General features: G+C 62.1%; 24 protein-coding genes. 8 read left to right on the top strand and 16 right to left on the bottom strand.

The window, feature by feature from the left end:
* Nucleotides 1-9: 9 nt before the first annotated feature.
* A complete protein-coding gene (locus ATY29_RS13645) occupies nt 10-225 on the bottom strand; it encodes a hypothetical protein (RefSeq protein ID WP_097536656.1) in 216 nt (71 codons plus the stop codon).
* A 124-nt stretch (nt 226-349) separates the two neighbouring features.
* Between ATY29_RS13645 and ATY29_RS13640 the strand changes: the two genes are divergently transcribed.
* Nucleotides 350-973 (top strand): TetR/AcrR family transcriptional regulator, encoded by a 624-nt coding sequence (locus ATY29_RS13640; protein WP_097536655.1) that lies wholly within the window; start codon nt 350-352, stop codon nt 971-973.
* A gap of 70 nt (nt 974-1,043) precedes the next feature.
* On the top strand, nt 1,044-1,232 hold the full coding sequence (locus tag ATY29_RS13635) for a hypothetical protein (RefSeq protein ID WP_003563960.1): 189 nt from the start codon (nt 1,044-1,046) through the stop codon (nt 1,230-1,232).
* Here ATY29_RS13635 and ATY29_RS13630 read toward each other — a convergent pair.
* Nucleotides 1,229-1,669: a DUF1810 domain-containing protein gene (locus ATY29_RS13630; protein ID WP_025418916.1), complete on the bottom strand. Its 441-nt coding sequence runs from the start codon at nt 1,667-1,669 to the stop codon at nt 1,229-1,231. The genes ATY29_RS13635 and ATY29_RS13630 overlap by 4 nt on opposite strands.
* Before the next feature lie 102 nt (nt 1,670-1,771).
* Nucleotides 1,772-2,050, bottom strand: a complete 279-nt coding sequence (locus tag ATY29_RS13625) for a hypothetical protein (protein ID WP_172643003.1) — start codon at nt 2,048-2,050, stop codon at nt 1,772-1,774.
* Nucleotides 2,051-2,325: 275 nt separating this feature from the next.
* On the opposite strand from ATY29_RS13625, the gene ATY29_RS13620 reads away from it, so the two are divergent.
* Both ATY29_RS13620 and ATY29_RS13615 read left to right on the top strand, forming a co-directional pair.
* Nucleotides 2,326-3,696 carry an amidase gene (locus ATY29_RS13620; protein ID WP_097536654.1) on the top strand — a complete coding sequence of 457 codons (1,371 nt, stop codon included), beginning with the start codon at nt 2,326-2,328 and terminating at the stop codon, nt 3,694-3,696.
* Nucleotides 3,697-3,761: 65 nt separating this feature from the next.
* Nucleotides 3,762-4,622 carry a sugar phosphate isomerase/epimerase family protein gene (locus ATY29_RS13615; RefSeq protein WP_025418914.1) on the top strand — a complete coding sequence of 287 codons (861 nt, stop codon included), beginning with the start codon at nt 3,762-3,764 and terminating at the stop codon, nt 4,620-4,622.
* A gap of 18 nt (nt 4,623-4,640) precedes the next feature.
* Here the strand turns inward: ATY29_RS13615 and betC are convergent, their stop codons facing one another.
* Nucleotides 4,641-6,155 carry a choline-sulfatase gene (gene betC, locus ATY29_RS13610; protein ID WP_097536653.1) on the bottom strand — a complete coding sequence of 505 codons (1,515 nt, stop codon included), beginning with the start codon at nt 6,153-6,155 and terminating at the stop codon, nt 4,641-4,643.
* 95 nt (nt 6,156-6,250) lie between these two features.
* Between betC and ATY29_RS13605 the strand changes: the two genes are divergently transcribed.
* Nucleotides 6,251-7,156 (top strand): choline sulfate utilization transcriptional regulator, encoded by a 906-nt coding sequence (locus ATY29_RS13605; RefSeq protein WP_025418912.1) that lies wholly within the window; start codon nt 6,251-6,253, stop codon nt 7,154-7,156.
* 123 nt (nt 7,157-7,279) lie between these two features.
* On the opposite strand, the gene ATY29_RS13600 is transcribed toward ATY29_RS13605, so the two are convergent.
* Nucleotides 7,280-8,212, bottom strand: a complete 933-nt coding sequence (locus ATY29_RS13600) for a hypothetical protein (RefSeq protein ID WP_003563953.1) — start codon at nt 8,210-8,212, stop codon at nt 7,280-7,282.
* A 370-nt stretch (nt 8,213-8,582) separates the two neighbouring features.
* Between ATY29_RS13600 and ATY29_RS13595 the strand changes: the two genes are divergently transcribed.
* Entirely contained in the window at nt 8,583-8,786 is a 204-nt protein-coding gene (locus tag ATY29_RS13595; RefSeq protein WP_003563952.1) for a hypothetical protein, read from the top strand.
* A gap of 45 nt (nt 8,787-8,831) precedes the next feature.
* The gene (locus ATY29_RS13590; RefSeq protein WP_003563951.1) at nt 8,832-9,626 is read left to right on the top strand and encodes an HpcH/HpaI aldolase family protein; all 795 of its coding nucleotides are present in this window, start codon (nt 8,832-8,834) and stop codon (nt 9,624-9,626) included.
* 3 nt (nt 9,627-9,629) lie between these two features.
* Here ATY29_RS13590 and ATY29_RS13585 read toward each other — a convergent pair whose 3' ends face one another.
* Nucleotides 9,630-10,310, bottom strand: a complete 681-nt coding sequence (locus tag ATY29_RS13585) for a spermidine synthase (RefSeq protein ID WP_097536652.1) — start codon at nt 10,308-10,310, stop codon at nt 9,630-9,632.
* A 241-nt stretch (nt 10,311-10,551) separates the two neighbouring features.
* On the opposite strand from ATY29_RS13585, the gene ATY29_RS13580 reads away from it, so the two are divergent.
* Entirely contained in the window at nt 10,552-10,989 is a 438-nt protein-coding gene (locus ATY29_RS13580) for a VOC family protein (protein ID WP_097536651.1), read from the top strand.
* 19 nt (nt 10,990-11,008) lie between these two features.
* On the opposite strand, the gene ATY29_RS13575 is transcribed toward ATY29_RS13580, so the two are convergent.
* The 10 genes from ATY29_RS13575 to thiM form a co-directional block, all read right to left on the bottom strand.
* Nucleotides 11,009-11,908, bottom strand: coding sequence for an ABC transporter ATP-binding protein (locus ATY29_RS13575; RefSeq protein WP_097536650.1), 900 nt, complete (start codon nt 11,906-11,908; stop codon nt 11,009-11,011).
* Nucleotides 11,905-12,708, bottom strand: a complete 804-nt coding sequence (locus ATY29_RS13570) for an ABC transporter ATP-binding protein (protein ID WP_097536649.1) — start codon at nt 12,706-12,708, stop codon at nt 11,905-11,907. The genes ATY29_RS13575 and ATY29_RS13570 overlap by 4 nt, the downstream gene beginning before the upstream one ends.
* Nucleotides 12,705-13,583: an ABC transporter permease gene (locus tag ATY29_RS13565; RefSeq protein WP_003563943.1), complete on the bottom strand. Its 879-nt coding sequence runs from the start codon at nt 13,581-13,583 to the stop codon at nt 12,705-12,707. The genes ATY29_RS13570 and ATY29_RS13565 overlap by 4 nt, the downstream gene beginning before the upstream one ends.
* Before the next feature lies 1 nt (nt 13,584).
* A complete protein-coding gene (locus ATY29_RS13560) occupies nt 13,585-14,562 on the bottom strand; it encodes an ABC transporter permease (protein WP_097536648.1) in 978 nt (325 codons plus the stop codon).
* 55 nt (nt 14,563-14,617) lie between these two features.
* Nucleotides 14,618-16,264, bottom strand: a complete 1,647-nt coding sequence (locus ATY29_RS13555; protein ID WP_097536647.1) for an ABC transporter substrate-binding protein — start codon at nt 16,262-16,264, stop codon at nt 14,618-14,620.
* A gap of 43 nt (nt 16,265-16,307) precedes the next feature.
* A complete protein-coding gene (locus ATY29_RS13550; protein WP_003563938.1) occupies nt 16,308-17,330 on the bottom strand; it encodes a glycoside hydrolase family 3 N-terminal domain-containing protein in 1,023 nt (340 codons plus the stop codon).
* Nucleotides 17,331-17,346: 16 nt separating this feature from the next.
* Nucleotides 17,347-17,829 carry a GNAT family N-acetyltransferase gene (locus tag ATY29_RS13545; protein ID WP_003563936.1) on the bottom strand — a complete coding sequence of 161 codons (483 nt, stop codon included), beginning with the start codon at nt 17,827-17,829 and terminating at the stop codon, nt 17,347-17,349.
* 199 nt (nt 17,830-18,028) lie between these two features.
* Nucleotides 18,029-18,862: a bifunctional hydroxymethylpyrimidine kinase/phosphomethylpyrimidine kinase gene (thiD, locus tag ATY29_RS13540; RefSeq protein WP_097536646.1), complete on the bottom strand. Its 834-nt coding sequence runs from the start codon at nt 18,860-18,862 to the stop codon at nt 18,029-18,031.
* Entirely contained in the window at nt 18,859-19,494 is a 636-nt protein-coding gene (gene thiE, locus ATY29_RS13535) for a thiamine phosphate synthase (RefSeq protein WP_003563932.1), read from the bottom strand. The genes thiD and thiE overlap by 4 nt, the downstream gene beginning before the upstream one ends.
* The gene (gene thiM / locus ATY29_RS13530) at nt 19,491-20,294 is read right to left on the bottom strand and encodes a hydroxyethylthiazole kinase (RefSeq protein WP_097536645.1); all 804 of its coding nucleotides are present in this window, start codon (nt 20,292-20,294) and stop codon (nt 19,491-19,493) included. Before thiM ends, thiE begins: the two co-directional genes overlap by 4 nt.
* Nucleotides 20,295-20,316: the final 22 nt, after the last annotated feature.

Raw genomic sequence — 20,316 nt, 5'->3', positions numbered from 1 at the left:
GCGGTCTGTTCAGCCGAAGCAGGGCATGGCGGGCAGGTTGGCGCGGCTTGCGAGCGCTCCGATCATGTTACCGACCGAGGTCGGGCGTGGCTCGCGTTTGCCGGCAGCCGTCTCCAGGAGTTGCTTGAAGTCTTCAAGCTTCACGCCATCGGCGCGCAACACCATGGCGATCAGGGGGTCGCGAAGGGCTTCGGATATGGTCAGGTCGTCGCTGGTCTTTCTCATGGCTGTCCTCCTTTCGTGGGCGGTCGCCCGTGTTCCACTTTGCGCTGCCGTGTTCTCATTGACTTTCGCGTTTCGTGGTGTTACCGGTAAGTAACAATGCATTTGTTACCGATCGGTCACATCGATGTCAAGGACGACGTCCGCAAAAAAATCAGAAACTTCGAATGAAATCTCCGCAGCCGTTTCAGAGGATCGCATCCCGCCCAGGGAACGGATCGTCTCGACCGCGTCGGAGCTTTTTCGCGAGCGCGGCATCCGCGGCATCGGCGTCGATGCCATCGCCGACGCGGCCCTGACCAACAAGATGACGCTCTACCGGCATTTCGGCTCGAAGGACGAGCTCGTCTGCGAGACGCTGCGCCGCGCCTCCGAAAAGGCCGGTGCCATCTGGCGTGATCTGGAGGTGGCCTATCCCGGCAATCCGCGCGCCCAGCTCTACGCCTGGGTGGAAATGCGGGCGCAATGTCTGAACGGCGAGCCCGCCGGTTGCGATCTCGCCAATGCCGCCATCGAGCTGAAGGGTGAGGGCCATCCCGCGCATGAAATGATCGAGCGGCACAAGGCCGAACAGCGTGATCGCCTGGCCGCGCTCTGTTCGGCGGCCGGCGCGCGCGAAGCCGAGCTGCTGGCCGATACGCTGACGTTGCTGCTCGAAGGTGCGCGCGTCAGCCGCCAGACCATGGGCGCTGCTAGCTGCTGCGGTCATTTCGCCAAGGCATGCAACGCGGCGATCGCATCTTTCGCCTGACCGGTCTTTCGGGAACCTTACCGCTTCCATACCGTTTTTCCATCACCGGAGGACAAGTGGAGACCGGCATATGAACCACGTCTATCTCAAGCGCCTGTATGCCAAACGCGCCGAGCTCGAAGCGAAGCTGGAGCTTCATGATGCGCGCTATTGTTTCGGCGAGGAAGAGGTCGATGACGGCACCGACAGCGATCTGCGTCAGCGGCTGAGCGAAATTTCCGACGAAATCGACGCGCTGGAAAGCAGACCGGGCCGCTAATCCCCAGCACTGAGGATTTCCATCGTCCGTTCGTCGAACTTCCCGTCATAGAAATGTTCGATCACCCGGTGGAAGGGTGAGCCGTGGTCGCTGATTGCCGCGAACAAGGTCATCGACGAGCGTAGCTTCAGGTCATCGGGCGAGCCGAGGATCTGGTGCGCGGATCGGCCGTCGAGCGACAGAATCGTCTGGGCGCAGCGTAAAAGTCGGCTGGAGAGGATGGGATCGGCGAGATAGGCGGCGGCTTCTTCGGCCGAGCGGATCGCATATTTTTCGGCCATCGGCGATTTGCCGAGACCGGCGATTTGCGGAAAGATGAACCACATCCAGTGTGAGGTCTTGCGCCCGGCTTTCAGCTCGGCGAGCGCCCGTTCGTAGACGCCGTTCTGAGCGTCGATAAAGCGGTCGAGATTGTAGTCGATATCACCACCGGCCATGGTCCTTTCCCTTTCTTGCTGTCGATGCAGCCTGGGCCAAGGGCTCCATGCCCGGCGAGATCGTTTTTCCCGGGGTTCTCCCCGGGCGAGCCGCGCTCGCCCTCAGCAAACCCTTTCAGCGTAAGGGCTGCTCTCACGGCAATGCCCGTAAGGCTGATGGTGCGGCGTGTTGTCGCCTGATGGAGCGGCAATGGCCGATGTCGTCACCGGGTCCGTCTCGCTGGAAGAATATGCGGCAAAACCGACAAAGCTCAAGAGAGCCAGCGCTGCGACCACGACAACACGTTCGAAGCCCGACAGCTTCTGGGCGCTGACATGTTCCACATAGTCGCGCTCGCCCAAACCGGCCGTTTCGTCCTCTTTCACATGGAGGGTCACCATATCCTGGCGGTGGGTCAAAGTTTCACAATCTGTCATTTTAATTACTCCTGCAACACATGCGATGTCGGTCTCTCAAGAATAAACTCTCAACCCTCATGGCGAACCGACTCCCGCATGCGTGCAGCATGTGTGTCTTTAATCGCGGCAATTGAAGGGGCGATATGCAAACTCAGTGTTCAAAAAATCGTCCTAATAAATGCAAAATATCGTGAAGCTCTGGCTCGCCGGAATGATCCGGGGTAGTCCAGGGGATCAACTTTCGTCTGGATCGTCTCATGAGCAAATCCTTTGGCGCCATGTCGGTCGCCCAGCTTTCCGTCCTCATTCAGAGTGGCGCAGCCGATCCGGTCGACGTGGCTGAGGCGGTCTTCGAAACGATCGGCAATTATGCCGACAAGGCCGTCTTCACCGTGCTCACCAAAAGCCGGGCGCTGGAGGAGGCGCGCGCCTCTTCGAAGCGTTTGTGGGAAGGGCGCTCGCTCGGATTGCTGGACGGGATTCCGATCGCCTGGAAGGATCTTTTCGACATCGAAGGTTTGGTAACGACGGCTGGTTCCGTCGTGTTGGCCGCAGATGCGCCGGCCAAGCGCGATGCGGCCGTCGTCAACCTTCTCCGGCAGGCGGGCATGATCGCCGTCGGCCGGACCAATATGAGCGAATTCGCCTTTTCCGGCCTCGGCATCAATCCGCATTACGGCACGCCGGTCAATCCGCGTGGCAGCGATCTCCCGCGTATCCCCGGCGGTTCGTCATCTGGCGCCGGTGTCGCCGTAGCAGCCGGGCTGGTGCCCGTCGCAATGGGCACGGATACCGGTGGCTCGGTGCGCATTCCCGCCGCCTTCAACGGCATTGTCGGCTACAAGGCAACCCGCGGCCGTCATGCGATGGACGGTGTCTATCCGCTGGCAAAGAGCCTGGATTCGCTGGGGCCGCTCTGCCGCAACGTCAGGGATGCGGTCTGGATCGATGCCGCGATGCGCGGCCGGACGGCGCCTGATATCGTCGAGCGTCCGCTGCAGGGGCTGGAACTGCTGGTGCCTGAAAATATCGTCTTCGACGGGGCCGAACCCGGTGTCGTCGCCGCGTTCGAGGCAGCCTTGGAACGTCTTCAACAGGCCGGCGCCCGTGTTTCCCGCGCCGTCATTCCAGCCTTCAACGAGATTTTCGATCTGATGACGCGATATGGTCCGCTGGTGACGGCGGAGGCTTTCGCGCTTCACCACCAACGTTTGGCAGGACCGGACGCCGACCGTATGGACCACCGCGTCGTGATGCGCACCCGTCTCGGTGCCAAGACCACCTTGGCCGATTATCTGGCGATCCTCGAAGCGCGCGGCCGGCTGATCGCCGATGTCGAGCGTCTCGTCGGCGACCGGCTGATCGCCTTTCCCTCGGTCGCTCATGTCGCTCCGCCGATCGCACCGCTGGAAGAGGACGACGAGCTATTTTTCGCGACGAACAACAAGACGCTGCGCAACACCGCGCTCGGCAATTTCCTCGACTGGTGCGGCGTTTCCATTCCTTGCGGCACGGGTGAGGCGGGGATGCCGGTCGGCCTGCTTCTATCGGCGACAGCCAATCGCGACGAGGCGCTGCTCGGGATCGCCCTTGCCGCCGAGCCGGTCATTCGCGGCGATTTCGCCTGATTGGCGATTGAACCACCGGGCTTTTGTTGCCATTGATGGCACGACTTGATCCTGGAGGAAGGCACGTGCAGATATTGCAGAACGGACGCTTCGCGGTTTCGACATGGTCGCTGCATCGGCTGCTCGGCCCCGTCTATGGCTACAGCCCCGATCCTGATAAAAGTGCCGCGCCGAAAGAACCTTATGGTCCGGGCGCTGCTGAATTGATCGACATGCCGGCGGCGCTCGCAGCCCGCGGCATCCATCGGCTGGAGGTCTGTTCCTTCCATCTGCCGAGCCTTGACGCTGCCTACCTCTCCGAACTGCACGATGCGATGACGGCTTCGGACGTGCTGTTCCAGACGCTGCTCGTCGAAGACGGCGATCCCAGCCATCCGGAAACGGCCGGACGCGACGTCAGATGGATGGCGGAGTGGATTGATATCGCCGCGGCTCTCGGAGCACAGAAGATGCGCGTCATCGCCGGCAAGGAGAAACCGACCGAGGAAAATCTGAGCCGCTCCGCCGGTCACCTCGGCTGGCTCGCCGAAAGAGCCGAAGGCAGCGGCGTGCGCGTCGTCGTCGAGAACTGGTTCGACCTTTTGCCGTCACCCGTCGAGATGAATTGGCTGTTGGATCGACTGGACGGCAAGGTCGGCCTTAACGGCGATCTCGGCAACTGGGCCGCACCGGCGAAATACGAGGGTCTTGCCGATATCATGCGTCGGGCGGAAATCTGCCATGCCAAAGCCGATTACGGCGTTGCCGGTCTCGATGCCGACGATTACCGCAAGTGCCTGGAGATGTGCGAAAGGGCCGGTTACGCCGGTCCCTTCACACTGATCTACGATTCGCCCTTTTTCTCCGACGAATGGGACGGCATCCTGCTGCAAAAGGCCTTCATCGAGGATTTCCTGCGCGAGGCGCCGGCGCGCCGGACGGCTTAAACCGCGAGCCCCTGCCGCTCATTCCTGGCGCGGGAATCTCTGGCTTTCCTCCAGCACGTTCAGATCCATGTGGTTGCGCATGTAGCGTTCCGAGGCCTTCTGCAGCGGCTGATGGTCCCAAGGATAATATGCGCCGTTGCGCAGCGCCGCGTAGACCACCCAGCGGCGCGCCTGGCTTTCGCGCACGGCTGCGTCGAAATCGGCAAGGTTCCAGCGACGGCGTGCCTGTTCGACAAGCCGTGCCAGCGTATCGGCATGTGCCGGCTTTTCCGCCAGATTGTCGAGTTCCTGTGGATCGGCTTCGAGGTCGAACAGCATCGGCGGATCTTTCTCGCTGAGCGAGAGCTTGTAGCGCCCGTCCCGGATGCAGACGAGTGGGGCTTCCGAACCTTCGGCGGCATATTCCATCGGCACCGGGCCGCGGCTGCCCGTGCCTGCGGCAAGTGCTGAAAGATCCTCACCTTCGGTCCATGGTTTCAACGAGGCGATGTCGATCCCGGCAAGGGCAGCCAGCGTCGGCGTCACGTCGAGCGTGGAGACGGGCTGATCGATGCGCCTCGGCTTCCAGCCGGGTGCCGCAATCATCAGCGGAACGCGCGCCGATCCCTCGAAGAAGTTCATCTTGAACCAGAGGCCACGATCGCCGAGCATGTCGCCGTGATCGGACACGAAGAGGATGATGGTGTTGTCGGCCATGCGGGTCCGTTCCAGCACGCCGAGAATGTCGCCGATCTTGTCGTCGACATAGGAGATATTGGCAAAGTAGCCCCGCCTTGCCCGCCGGATTTCTTCGGGGCTGATGTCGAAAGCCTCGTGGTCGCAAGCCTTCATCAGGCGCTGCGAATGCGGGTCCTGCTGCTCGAAGGCAATCGGCGCAACTGCCGGATCGAGGGCCGGGCAATCCTCGTAGAGATCCCAGAATTTGCGACGCGCGACATAGGGGTCGTGCGGATGGGTGAAGCTGACGGTCAGGCACCAGGGGCGGTCGTCATGGCCGCGTGATAGATCGAACAGCTTGCGGATGGCGTTGTAGGCGACCTCGTCGTCATATTCCATCTGGTTGGTGATCTCGGCGACGCCAGCGCCGGTCACCGAACCGAGATTGTGATACCACCAGTCGATGCGCTCGCCGGGCTTGGTATAGTCGGGCGTCCAGCCGAAATCGGCCGGATAGATGTCCGTCGTCAGCCGTTCCTCGAAACCGTGCAACTGGTCGGGGCCGACGAAATGCATCTTGCCGGAAAGTGCCGTCTGGTAACCGGCGGCGCGCAGATGATGGGCATAGGTCGGAATATCAGAGGCGAATTCCGCGGCATTGTCGTAGACACGCGTCCGGCTCGGCAATTGTCCGGACATGAAGGACGCCCGCGCCGGTGCGCAAAGCGGGCTTGCCGTATAGGTGTTGGCGAAACGCACTGAACGCTCCGCTAATGCTTTCAGATGCGGCGCATGCAGGAAATCGGCAGGCCCATCGGGAAACAAGGTCCCGTTCAACTGATCCACCATCAGGATGAGAATATTGGGGCGCGCCATGTGGTTATTCCTATGCTATTTGAAGATTTTATTGAAGCCCCTATTATTGCTGCTGTAAAGCTGGCTTTTTTCGATGGGTGCCAAAAGGAATTTTTATGGCAGACTACCCGCCTGAGCTTGGATGGATGCGGATCTTCGTCGAGGTCGCGCGGCTCGGGAGTTTTTCGGCGGCCGCCGCGCTGCTTGGGCTGACCCAGCCGGCCGTCAGCTACCAGATCCGCCGGCTGGAAGAGCAATTCGGCGTCAGCCTGTTGCACCGCCAGCACCGCGGCGTGACGCTGACTGCCGAAGGCGAGCGGCTTCTCGAGGTCACCGCCAAGGCGGTCGGCGACATTGATGCGCTCGCCCGCAGTTTCCGTGCCGAAGCGCAAAGGCCGGTCGTTCGGCTGAGAACCGACTATGCCTTTTCAGCGCTGTGGCTGATCCCGCGCATGCACGGCTTTCGTCTTCTTCATCCGGACACGGATATACAGATCGTCGCGACGCAGAGGTTTGCCGCCGGTTTTCGCGACCAGGCGGATGTCGCGGTCGTTTTTGGCACGCGGGCGGAATTCGGCGCAATCGGTACGCTGCTGCTGCCGGAAAAGGTCGTGCCCGTTTGCACGCGGGGATTTCTCGATCGCAACGGCCCATTCGACGATCCGGCGCAGCTTGCCAAGGCGGTTCTGATCCATCTCGACACGCCGATGCCATCGCCCTGGTTCGACTGGCGCAGCTATCTAACGGAATTTTCGGTTATCCGCGACATCAATGCCGGCCGCGGTGACATCAGCTTCAATACATATTCGCTGGTGGTTCAGGCCGCACTCAGCGAGCAGGGCGTGGCAATCGGCTGGATGGGGCTCGTTGATACGCTGCTTTTCGCGCATATGCTTGTTGAAGCCGGCCCGTCGCTGGAAGCGCCTGACCGCGGTTACTGGCTGGTACCGCCGCGATCGGCAAGCGCCCACAGCGAGGAGCTCAGCGCCTGGCTGATGAACGAGGCGGGGAAGGTCGGCTAGCTCGAGCCGCGCCGCGTGACGGAAAGGCTCTGACGGCGGTTATCCCGAATAACCATCGCCACATCCGCAAGTCAGACGCCTCGCAAGTTATGGATATAGTTGAAGTCTTTTCGAGTCCGATCCTTAGCCGATTTTTCTCGTCACAAAGAAACTCATCGCAACTTTTTCGTCACCATTTGGCATTGACGTGAACGGCGCTCGAAATTCCTTCCGTCCTAGTCCGTCCGTACGGATGTACTGGAGTTCCGCAAGGATTTCGAAGCCGCTCTCCTGCATCAGATTGATGTGATGGCTGCGCCACTTCCGATTTATCAGGTAGGGTCGTCGTCCACGCATCATCGTCCACGTGGGGGCGCCCAAAACCCAGTGCCCATTCCAGTCGCTTGACAGACCATGAGATTGAAAGTCGATCAGGTGCGTCGCAAACCCTCCTGGCTTCAGCCACCGGGCAATAGCGATATAGGTATCAACGAGGTTGTCCACGTGCTCCATGACTGAATGCGTCATCAGCCAGTCAGCCACACCCGCCTGCAGTACGTTGAAATCGGTCCATGGTGCGACGAACTTTAATCGTTCGCTGCCATTCACGAGGTCCGCCTTCAGCGCATCGATTGCCGCCGCACTGAGGCGCTGTTGCACGATCCCATCTATCCGATCCCAGGCGAAGTTTGTCGGTGACGGCGGAAAAAAAATGTCGCCCGATACGGTGTTATCCCAAAATGCGGCCCGCTCGCCGAAGAGTTCAATCAAACCGTTCAGGACTTCAAGATCGTGCTCGATGCTCCGGTGGTCTTGCAAATCCAGCCCGATGTACGTGTCGACGCCCGCAAGCAGTGCGGCAAGCCCAACGCCAAGCGAACTTCCGGGGCCGACCTCGACCAATACTTCAGGCCTTTTGCCGTTCAGCCAAGGCGCTAGGTGACCGTAGTGGCGGAAGAAAAGGTCATAACAGTGGCGCGCAGAAGCAGTGCCCCCTTCTACGTGCGTATTTCGCAGTTGCGGAAGGACGAAGGAACCCAGTCCCTTGGCTAGGGAGCGAAGTGCAATATGGGTCATGGCGCCACCTTTTTCATCGAAACTCCAGAACGGCAATGTCCGGCCTGCTCTACCCAGCAGAATTCGCGTGCAACATCATCAGGGACCAAAGAAAGGCAAAGCAATATGGTTCGGCCTTGGGCTCGTTAGTTGGGATTGTACCCGTCCTATAGTGATTGATATTTTCACGAATCTAAAGTCATTCATTGGACGTACAGCAATAGTCACTATGACCATGGCCGGGTTGCTGAAGCGCATGAGAGGCTGCCTCAAAAAGAATTGAGTGATTTCAGCGGGTTGTGATTCCTTCGTTTGCGCCCAGGAGAAGCCTTGTCATGAACGAAGCCGGTCGCCATTGTGGGATCGAATCGATAGGGAAGGCGGCTGAAGCATGTGGCGAACGATCGGATATGTTCTCGGAGTGCTTATGATCATCTTCGGACTGATCTGGATCGGCCAGGGAAGTGGCTATTTTCCCTATCCGTCGTCCAGCTTCATGATCAGGCAAACGATCTGGATCCTTTGGGGAGCCATCCTGGCGGGACTGGGAGTCGTGGTCATGATCGTCCTTTCGCGGCTACACCGGAAAGGATGAGGCCGTGAACCCTTCTGATCGAGCCAATGAACTGAGGAGAATGGCATGAGCGCAGCTGAAATCGACGGTTTCGCGGCACGGATCAGGAACCACCAGGGCGGCATGATCTCCGCCTGGGTGGGTATTCCGGACGCCACGCTCGCCAACCATCTGGCGCAGGAGGCTTTCGACGCCGTCGTGCTGGATATGCAGCACGGCCTGTGGGACATGCCGGCGGCAGCAAACGCCGTCGGCCAGGTGCGCCTCGCCGGCAAACCAGCCTTGGCGCGCATACCGGTCGGCGATTTCGCTTCCGCCTCGCGATTGCTCGACGCCGGCGCCTCCGGCATCATCGCGCCAATGATCAATTCGGCCGAAGACGCGCAAGCCTTCGTCAGGACCACGAAATATCCGCCGTTCGGCGAGCGCAGCTGGGGACCGTCGCTGGCGCTGAACCACACCGGCCTGTCCGCTGACGACTATCTGAAAAACGCCAACGCGCTGACCGTCGCCATCGCCATGGTCGAGACCCGGGCGGCACTTGAGGCGATCGATGCTATCCTCGGCGTTGCCGGCATCGACGGCATCTTCGTCGGTCCGTCCGACCTTTCGATCGCATTGTCGAATGGCGATCAGGTGGCGCCGAACGCCGCCGAGATCGACAGCGCCATGCAGCATGCGGTTGCGCGCTGCCGGGCCCACGGCAAATTTGCCTGCGCCTATGCCGCCGATGGCGAGCGGGCCGGCGAACTCTTGAAGTTCGGTTTCGACTTGGTCATTGCCGGTGCGGAGACGACGCAATTGCGCTCCGGCGCCCGCCGCGCCATCAATGCCGCCCGCAGGATCGCTTCGGGCAGTTAAATCTCAGCGAGCCGGTTTGACGGCCAGCCAGATGACGTGGCGGGCGCCGCCACGTTTGCCGTTGGCGCGGGTGTTGACGGCTTCGACGGAGAAGCCGCTGTCCTTGAGGCGGCGGGTGAAATCGGGGTCGGGACCGGATGACCAGACGGCGAGCACACCGCCGGGGCAAAGCGCGTCGCGAGCGGCGCGGAGGCCGTTAAAATCGTAGAGCCCATCGTTGGATTTGCGGGTCAGCCCATCCGGGCCGTTGTCGACATCGAGCAGGACCGTGTCATAGGCGCCCTTGCCGGCGCGGATTGCCTCGCCGACATCGCCCTGATGGATGGTGACGCGCCGATCGTCTAGACAGCCTTTGAAGACCTCGGCCATCGGCCCGCGCGCCCAGGCGACGACAGCCGGCACCAGTTCGGCGACGGTGATCCCGGCATCTTCGGGAAGGACGGCGAGAGCGGCGCGCAGCGTAAAGCCCATGCCGAGCCCGCCGATCAAGATTCGGGGCTTCGGATGCGCTTTGATCCGCTCCCAGGAAAGCGTTGCCAACGCCTCCTCCGAACCGCTGAGGCGGCTGTTCATCAACTCGTTGGCGCCCAGCATGATCGAGAACTCGTTGCCGCGCTGCTTCAGCCTGAGTTCACCGTTTTCACCGGGAATGGTCGCGCAATCGAGCTGGATCCAGGGCAGCATGACGGTTTCGCCTCGCATGGAAAGGAACCGTCCCCTAGCATAGGGTGATGAGCGGGGCCAGTAAGCAGGCGCCAGCGTTTGAAAACGGGACGCTGGTTTGAGGCGGTTCCATCTTTCAAGCTCTTGATGTGGTTAGCAGCGAATTGGGTTGGGACGGCTGTCGGTGTTCGGGCTCCTCAAACGTCCTTTGTTAAACGAGGCGCCACCTCGTGATTGCAACGACACTTTGGAGATTGGAAATATGGCGCTCAAGCGGATGGACAATGTAGGCATCGTCGTCGAAGACCTTGCAGCCGCAATTGATTTCTTTGGCGAACTCGGCCTCGAACTCGAAGGACGGGCCATGATCGAGGGAGAATGGGCCGGACGTATCACCGGACTGGGCGATCAGCGTGTCGAGATTGCCATGATGCGCACGCCTGATGGCCACAGCCGGCTCGAACTCTCCCGCTTCCTCATGCCCGATGTCGTCGCAGATCACCGCAACGCTCCCGTCAACGCGCTGGGATATCTCCGCGTCATGTTCACCGTTGACGACATCGACGAGACGCTTGGAAGGCTTCGTGCGCGTGGCGCGCAGCTCGTAGGCGAAGTCGTCCAATATGGAGATACATATCGGCTCTGCTACATCCGCGGGCCCGACGGGCTTCTCCTCGGTCTCGCTCAAGAACTCAGCTGAGGCGCAATCAAACGAGTTGTCAGATCATCCGCATGAAGTGATCCGGCTCCACTTCGACGATCTCGTCCTGCGGCGCGGCCGAACGGCGGCGGATATCTTCCACCTCGTCGGGTCTGAGGCGTGCCTTCGGATCTTCGAAACGGACATCGGGATCGGGCACGGCCGAGAGCAGCAGCCTGGTATAGGGATGCTGCGGATTGTCGATCACCCCCGCGACGCTGCCCCACTCGACGATCTGGCCCGCATACATCACGGCGATGTCCTCGGCGACATAACGGGCGGTGGCGATATCATGGGTGATGTAGAGCAGGCCGAGATTCATCTCCTGCTTCATCTCGTTCAACAGGTTGAGCACGCCGAGGCGCACCGAGACGTCGAGCATCGAGGTCGGCTCGTCCGCCACGATCACCTCCGGCTTGACGGCCAAGGCGCGGGCGATGTTGACGCGCTGGCGCTGGCCGCCTGAGAGCTCGTGCGGATATTTCGGCGCGACGAGATCGGGATCGAGCCTGACGCGCTGCAGCAGTTCGCGGACCGTCGCATCGATCGCGGCGCCCTTGATCTCCGTGCGATGCAGTTGCAGCGGCCGCCGCAGGTGGTGGGCGATGGTGTGGGCAGGGTTCAGCGAGGCGAAGGGATCCTGGAAGATCATCTGCACCGATCGGCGGTAGCGGGCGATCTCGGCCGATTTCGCTACTTCGACCGGTCGCCCCTTATAGAGGATCTGCCCCGATGTCGGCTGATACTCGCGCATTGCCATGCGAGCGCAGGTGGTCTTGCCGCTGCCGGATTCGCCGACGAGGGCCAGCGCCCGGCCGGCCTGCAGCGAGAAGGAGATGGCGCGGGCGGCATGGACGGCGGATGGGCCGTGGCCGAAAGTCTTGGTCACCTTATCGAGGGCGAGGACGGTATCGCTCATAACAGCACGGCTCCATGAAGCGAGGGGAAGGAGGCCCAGAGCTTTTTCGTGTAGTCGTGCCGAGGCGTCTTGTAGATCGCCTCGGCACTGTTCTGCTCGACGAGTTTGCCTGCGAGCATGATGCCAATGCGATCGCAGAACTGCACCATCAGCCCGAGATCATGGGTGATGAACAGCACGGAAAAGCCGAAGCTGCGGCGCAATTCGTTGATGCGCTGCAGGATCTCGCGCTGGACGACGACATCGAGCGCCGTCGTCGGCTCGTCCATGACGACGAGTTTCGGATCGAGCGCCATGCAGATGGCGATGACGATGCGCTGACGCATACCGCCGGAAAACTGGTGCGGATAGTCGCGCATGCGATCCGGCGCGATGTCGACGAGCCTCAGCATCTCTGCGGTGCGCTCGCGCGCTGCAGCACGGCTCATGCCCTTGTGGGTGCGAAGCATGTCGTAGAATTGCGTCTCGATGCGCGCCACCGGGTTCAGCGAGTTCATGGCGCTCTGGAAGACCATGGCGACCTCGCGCCAGCGGAAGGCACTAAGCGCCTGCCGGTCGAGGCCGAGCACATCACGGCCGTCGAGCAGGATGCGGCTCTCCTTGCGGATCAGCGCCGGCGGCTTGTGCAGGCGGCTGATGGCGAAGGCGATGGTGCTCTTGCCGCAGCCGGATTCGCCGGCAAGACCGAAGACTTCGCCGGGCGCGACATCGAAGCTGACATCGTCGACGGCGCGGAAATCCTTCTCCTCGCCGATATAATCGATGGTGAGGTTCCTCACTGAGAGCAGCGGCTGCGTCATAGGCGGCCCTCCCCGGAGCGGACCAGCAGCGACCAGCGCTTCAGATGATTGCCGGTGCGCAGCCGCGGATTGGCGATCTCGTCGACGGCGAAATTCAACAGCGACATGCCGATGCCGAGGAAGGCGAGCGCGAAGCAGGGGGTGAGGATATCCCACCAGGCGCCGACCGAAAGCGCCGAGGCCTTCTGCGCATTGTAGAGCATGGTGCCCCAGGAGATTGCCCGGGGATCGCCGAGGCCGAGAAACTCAAGCGTCGCCTCGGTGATGATTGCGAAGATGACACTGCCGATGAAATTGATGCCGACGATCGAAATCACGTTGGGGAAGATCTCGAAGGTCATGATGCGCCATTGAGGCTCGCCCATCATCTCGGCTGATTTGACGAAATCCTTGTGCTTGACCGAGAGCGTCTCGGCGCGGGTGACGCGGGCGCCCCAGGCCCAGGAAGTGGCGCCGAGGATGAGGGCAATGACGACGGGGCTTGCCTGGCCGATGAAGGCGGCGAGCACGAGCAGCAGCGGCAGGTTGGGAACGACCAGCACCATATTGGTGAAGAAGCTGATGATCTCGTCGGTCTTGCCGCCGCGGTAGCCGGCGATGATGCCGAGCGCGGTGCCGACCAGCGTAATCAGCAGGCCGGCGCCGAAGCCGACGGCGAGCGAGGTTCGCGCGCCGTAGATCAGCCGGGCCAAGACGTCCTGGCCGATGCGGGTGGTGCCGAGGATGTGATCGAGCGACGGCGGCTGGTGCGGCCGCCCGGTGCGGGCGGCGGGATCATATTGCGTCAGCAGCGGGGCTGCGATCGCGACGATGACGATGACGGCGATGATGGCGAGGCCGGTGAGCGCCTTGCGGTTTCGAAGCAGGGTCTTCATCTCACGCTCCCTTCAGCCGCGGGTCGAGCAAGATATAACTGACGTCGACAATGAAATTGGCGATCAGCATGGTGGCGGTCATGATCAGCAGTTGGCCCTGGATGACGGGATAGTCGCGGGCGAGGATCGCCTGGTAGAGAATATTGCCGAGGCCGGGATAGTTATAGACGACCTCGGTCACCAGCGAGCCGCCGAGGATGGTGCCGATGGCGATGGCAAGGCTGGAGACGGTCGGCAGCAGGGCGTTGCGTGCCGCATACCGGAGCATCACATGCCGGTCGGAAAGGCCCTTGGCGCGGGCCATGACGATATAGTCCTCGCCGAGCAGGTTGATCATGTTGTTGCGCATGGTGACGGTGAAGCCGCCGATCAACACGGTGCAGAGCGTCACCATCGGCAGGATGCCGTGATAGGCGACGCTGCCGAGATATTGCAGGCTGAAGGCCGGATCGAGCGAGGGATCGGCGGCATAACCGTTCGGGAACCAGCCGAGCGTGAAGCCGAAGATGAAGAGCACGATCAGCGAGGTGACGACAGCCGGCACCGAGGTTGCGAAGATCGCGCCGACCGAGACGACGACGTCGAACCGGCTGCCGCGCCGCCAGGCGGCGACGATGCCGAGGAAGGTGCCGAGCGCGAAGCTGACGATCGTCGCGGTTCCCATCAGGGCGACGGTCCAGACGAGGGCATGGCCGAGAACCGAGGTGACCGGCAGCGGGAAATACTTGATCGAGCGGCCAAGATCGCCGGTGAAGATACTGCCGAGATAGGTGAAGTATTGCTGCCAGAGCGGGCCATCGACGAAACCGAAAGTGAGCTTCAGCGCCTGCAGGCTTTCCGGCGGCAATTCGGTGCCGGTGCTCGAGAACATGATCTGCACCGGATCGCCCGGCATCAGGCGGGGCAGGAAGAAATTGATCGTCGCTGCCGCGATGAAGGCTGCCATGTAGAAGACCAGGCGGCGAAGCAGGAAAGCCATGGGGACTCCGTCGTAACGGGAGCGGCGCTGGCACCGCCCCCGGTATCAAAATGCTTTACTTGACCGGCTCGAGAGCCAGCAGGTTCAAGAGGCGTGCCGGGTTGGTCCGCGAGATCGACGGATTGACGAAGGGGTTTTCCTTGGTCGACCAGCCGGTGAAGCGCTTGGTGTTGTACTGATACCAGTTCGGATTGTTGAACACCGGAATGACAGGCATGTTTTCAGCGACGATGCGCTGTGCCTTGTTCATCGCATCCTTCTGCTTGGCAAGATCCGCGGTCTGGGTGAACTCGGTGACAAGCTTCTCGACATCAGGATTGAACCAGCGCTGCGCGGTGAAGCGGGTCTTGCCCTTGTCCGAAGCGCTGAAGGCGCGCTTATAGGGGTAATAGGGCGAGGCCGAGGCCGGCAGGCTGTTGATCGCCGCATCGAAGGTGCCGTTGATGAGGTTGCCGGTCCAGACGGCTTCTTCAGGCGTTTCGATCTTGGCGTCGATGCCAACCGCCTGCATGCCTTCGACGGCAAGATTGACGGTATCGATCCAGTCGGTCCAGGCGCTCGGAACGATGATCGAGAAGGAGATCTTGCTGCCGTCGGGATTATCGCGGAACCCGTCGCCATCCTTGTCCTTATAGCCGGCCTCGTCGAGCAGAGTCTTGGCGGCGTCGGCGTCATAGGTGGCGAACTTGCCGAAGTCGGCCTTAACAGATGGGTCGGCCCAGCTCTTGTAAAGCTCGCCCATCAGGCCGGGGTCTTCGTTCAGCGTCGGATAGCCGTAGCCGGCGACGTCGATCATCGTCTTGCGGTCGAGCGCCATTGAGACGGCGCGGCGGAACTTCAGGTCGTTGAAGGCCTTCTTGTTGTTCTCGTTCGCTGTTTCCAGGTTGAACAGGAAGGCGACCATGCTGCTTGGCGAATACCAATAGTGGAAATGCGCCGGGTCCTTGGAGACATAGACATTGTCGATATCGGGAATGAAGGAGACGCCCCAGTCGAGCGTGCCGTCGGCCGTTGCCGTCAGCATCTGGTTGTTGTCGGCAAGCTGCGGAAAGCGCATGCAGTCGACCTTCAGGTGCTCATTATCCCAGTAGTTCGGGTTGCGGCACTGATCGTAGGTCTGGCCGGTGAAGCGCGGCACCTCCGTCAGCGGTCCGCTGCCGACCGGGTTCTCGTTGGCGAAAGTGACGGGATCGGCGACGTCCTTCCAGACATGTTCCGGTACGATCGGCAGTTGCGAGATCTGCTCGGCGGCGAGCGAGCTCGGATTGGCGAGCGTGAAGCGCACCGTCTGGCCGTCGACGGCCTTGACGTCGGTGATGAAGCTCCAGATGCTGACGAAGTCGAGCGCCGGGAACTTCTTCAGGTAATCATAGGTGAACTTGACGTCGGCTGCCGTCAGCGGCTTGCCGTCGGACCATTTCAGGTTCGGCCGCAGCTTGAAATCGATGCTCTTCAGGTCGTCGGAGAGCTTGAAGCTTTCCGCCAGGCGATAGACCGGCTTGTTGCTGTCGAAGCGGTTGAAAATAACAAGCGGCTCGTAGATGAAGTCGAGCGTCGACTGGCGCGCCGAGGTCTGGTTGAACGGGTTGAAGTTGCGGACCCAGGTGGTCGCCGGTTCGATATTCGCGGTCAGGACCGTCTGCGCCAGGGCAGATCCCGAAAACAGCGTCAGGGCTGCGGCGGCAAGAAGATATTTTTTCATGTTCTATTCCCCTTTTCTTATGCGGTGAAAAATAATCTGCCGGTCAGGAGACCGGCGCGCTTGCAAACATGCTTTCGACCTCGGCGTGGGCGGTGTGGATGTCGATCTTGAGATTACCGAGGCGGGCTTTACCGGCGGCGATGCGCTTCAGCGCGGCTTCTGTCAGCGGCCGGGCGGCCTTGGCGGCGGCTTCGCTTTCGGGGATGTCGCCGTGGCTGTGGAGGGCGATATCGAAGCCGGCGTCGAGCACCTGTCTGACGCGTTCCGGCAGCGTGCCCTGCAGCGATTCCATGAAGATGCAGTCGGAGATCAGCACGCCCTCATAACCCATGTCGTTGCGGATCACGTTGTACATGACAGGCGAGATCGACGCCGGCAGTTCCGCGTCATAGGCCGAGTAGACGACGTGGGCGACCATCGCCCAGGGCGTGTCCTTCAGCGCGACAAAGGGCTTGAAATCGGTGGCGGTGAGCGTCTCGCGGCTGGCATCGACGACCGGCCGCTCCTTATGGGAGTCGAGTGTCGCGCGGCCATGGCCGGGAATGTGTTTCATCACGGGCATGTTGCCGGTCTCGAGCAGGCCGTCGACCACCTCGCGGCCGAGGGCAGCGATGAAATCGGGATCAGGGCCGAAAGAGCGGGCGCCGATGACCGCGCTCGTCGTCTCGAAGACGAGGTCGAGAACGGGCGAGCAGCCGCTGGAAAGGCCGAGTTCCGTCATCATCGCGCCCATGGCCTGGGAGGAAAGGCGCAGTGCCTTTTTGCCGAGATCGAAATCGCGGCGGGCAAGTTCGGCAAACTGGCCGAAGCTGCGGAAGAGCGGCCAGGGGCCGGCGTCGAGATGCTGGACGCGGCCGCCCTCCTGGTCGGTGAAGACGGGCGCGTCGTCGCGGCCGACGGCCTCGCGGAAACGTTCGATCAGCCGCTTCGTCTGCTCCGGCTCGCGCTGATTGCGGCGGCCGACGAAGAGGCCGAGCGGATTGGTCTCGCGGAACAGGGCGAATTCATCATCCGAAATGGCAGGGTTCGGCAGGCCGACGAAAAGGGCGAGTGGGGTCGAGGACAATTCTGTAACTCCGGGATCAGATGATCGGCGTGCTTCGCAGCATGCCTTCGTAGATGCCCCTGTCGGGGGCAGGGATGGTGATTGCGCCTGCGGTCTTGGCGTAAAAATCGACCGGGCCGGCATCACCGATGAATGCATAGGCATGGCCGAGCGCCTTCATCGTCTGCAGGCAGGCGGAAAACAGCGCGAGCCCGATACCCCTGCCGCGCATTTCGGGATCGACGCCGGTCGGGCCGAAGAAACCCCGTGCGGTGGTGTCGTAGCAGGCAAAACCAAGCAGCCTGCCGCCTTCGACTGATATCAGGCAGGCAACGGGCTGACGGGAGAAGGCGACGGTGACCTCGCTTGCCCAATTCTGGCTGAAGCGTTCGCGCACCCAGCCGGTGACGAGATGCAGTTCCGGGGGGAGGGCTGGGCGGACGGAGATGCCGGCATCAGCGGCTTTCTGTTTCAGGTCGGCGAGTTCCGTGGAATATAGGCTCACAAGCAGGTCTGGCACCTGTCATCCCTCCTTTTATTCCGTTATTGCGGAATGTATACCCTTTTAATGAGATAGACTTGGCTATCTCGCCGGGCTTGTCAACAGGGATTTTTTGAATGGAGCTGCTGGGCCGATAGGGGAACGCAAAACGGCCCGGGGAGGCCGGGCCGTTCTTGAGCGCAGTCATGGTATTTGCGCAGCTGTTAAGAAGGTCGGCTCAGTCGCGGTCTTTCCAAAGCGCATGAAAATGCTGCACCGGGCCGTGGCCGGAGCCGACGGTGAGGTTTCCGGCGGCGGCGACCGCGGCGGCGAGATAGTTCTTGGCGATGGCGACCGCCTCCTGCACCGGGGCGCCCTTGGCGAGTTCGGCCGCCAGTGCGCTGGAGAGCGTGCAGCCGGTGCCATGGGTGTTCTTGGTCGGCACGCGCAAAGCTTCGAACCAGTGCAGACCGCCGGCGGTGGCCAGCACGTCGGGACTCTCGTCGCTGTCGAGATGGCCGCCCTTGACCAGCACCGCGGCGGGGCCGAGCGCACGCAGCTGCTCGGCCTGCGCCGCCATCTCGGCGCGGTCGGTTGCGACCGGCTGATGCAGCAGGGCGGCGGCCTCAGGCAGGTTCGGGGTCAGAAGGGTGGCAAGCGGCAGCAGCCGGCGGGTCAGCACGTCGACCGCTTCGGGCGCGAGCAGGGCGGCGCCGCCCTTGGCAATCATCACCGGGTCGATGACGACAGGGATGGCGCGCCGGTCGGCCGGTGCTGCAGCCAGAGAAGCGGAAAGGGCTGCGGCGACAGCCTCGGCGATGCCGGCATTGGCGATCATGCCGATCTTGACGGCGTCGACGCGCACATCGGCAAAAACCGCGCTTATCTGGTCGGCGACGAATTGCGGCGGCACCAGATGCACACCGCTGACACCCTGAGTGTTCTGCGCCGTCAGCGCCGTCAGCACCGCCATGCCGTAGACGCCGCGGGCGGAAAAGGCCTTGAGATCGGCCTGGATGCCGGCGCCGCCCGAAGGGTCGGAGCCGGCGATGGACAAAACGTTGCAGATCATGGGCGGACCTTCCGGATTTCTGCGGCGATGCGGCGCGTGGCCGCTTCAGGGTCCGGCGTGCCTGCGATCGCTGAGACGACGGCAAGCCCCTTGGCGCCGGCGGCAAACACTTGCGCCACATGCTCCACCTTGAGGCCGCCGATCGCCACCGACGGCACCGGCGAGGCGTTCACCAGCTTTGCCAGACCTTCGAAGCCGATCGGCTGCTTGTGGTCGGCCTTGGTCGGGGTCGCAAACACCGGCCCGACGCCGGTATAATCGACCAGGCTGGGATCGACGGCAGCGGCAAGCGCTTCGGTCTCGACCGACAGGCCGAGGATCATCTCGGGGCCGATCATCCCCCGCGCCGTCAACGCATTCATATCCTCCTGGCCGATATGCAACCCATCGGCGTCGATGGCGATTGCCGCCTCGACATCGTCGTTGACGATCAGCAGGGCGCCGGTCCCGGCGAGCGCCTGTTTCAAGGCGCGGCCGGTCTCAATCATCGCGGCGGTGCCGGCGTGTTTGTCACGCAACTGCACCATCGTTGCGCCGCCGGCAACGGCAAGGCGCGCGGTCTCGACCATGCCGATCCCGGCACAGAGATCGGGATCGAGCACGAGATAGAGAGAAAGATCGAAATGCTTCATGCGGCCGATATCCTTGCCCTGGCGTCGAGTGTTTCGGCGTCGAGCGCGTGCAGCGCATCGAGGAAGCGCCAGGCGAAGGAGCCGGGCCCGGCCGCACCGAGCGCTGCCTCCTCGCCGGCGATGGCGAAGGTTGCAAGCGCTGCGACTGTCGCGCCGAATAGATTGTTGGGTGCGGTCGCGGCAAAGGCGCCAACAAGGCAGGTGAGCGAGCAGCCCAGCGCTGTGACCTGCGGCATCAGGGCTGATCCGCCCGTTATGCGCACCGCCTGCGCCCCGTCGGTGACAAAATCGACAGGCCCGGTCACGGCAACCACTGCCTGCTGGCGCTCAGCCAGCCATCGCGCCGAACCTTCGGCCTGCTCGACCGGGTCGCGGCTGTCGACGCCCTGGCCGCGGCTTTCGCCGCCGGCAAGGGCGATGATCTCCGAAGCGTTGCCGCGGATGATCGACGGCTTGAGTGCCAGCAGACTGGCGACCGCATCGCGGCGGAACGCCGTGGCATAATGGGCGACCGGATCGAGCACCCAGGGTTTGCCGGCGGAGGTTGCCGCCTTCGCCGCCGCCCGCATGCCGTCGATCCATTGCGTCGACAGCGTGCCGATATTGATGGTCAGCGCATTGGCAATACCGGCGAATTCGCCGGCTTCCTCGGCCGCATGCACCATGGCCGGCGAAGCGCCGGCGGCCAAGAGAACATTGGCGGCGACATTCATCGCGACATAATTGGTGATGCACTGAACGAGCGGCGGCTTCTCGCGCATCGCCTTCAGCATGGCTCCTGGTGTGGTCATGGTCTGCATGTGGCCCCTTTCAGGCGGGGGC

The sequence above is a fragment of the Rhizobium hidalgonense genome (genome assembly GCF_002914525.1).
GTDB lineage: Bacteria > Pseudomonadota > Alphaproteobacteria > Rhizobiales > Rhizobiaceae > Rhizobium > Rhizobium hidalgonense.
The sequence above is the reverse complement of the archived record's forward strand: the minus strand, read 5'-3'. Positions and strand labels throughout refer to the sequence as shown.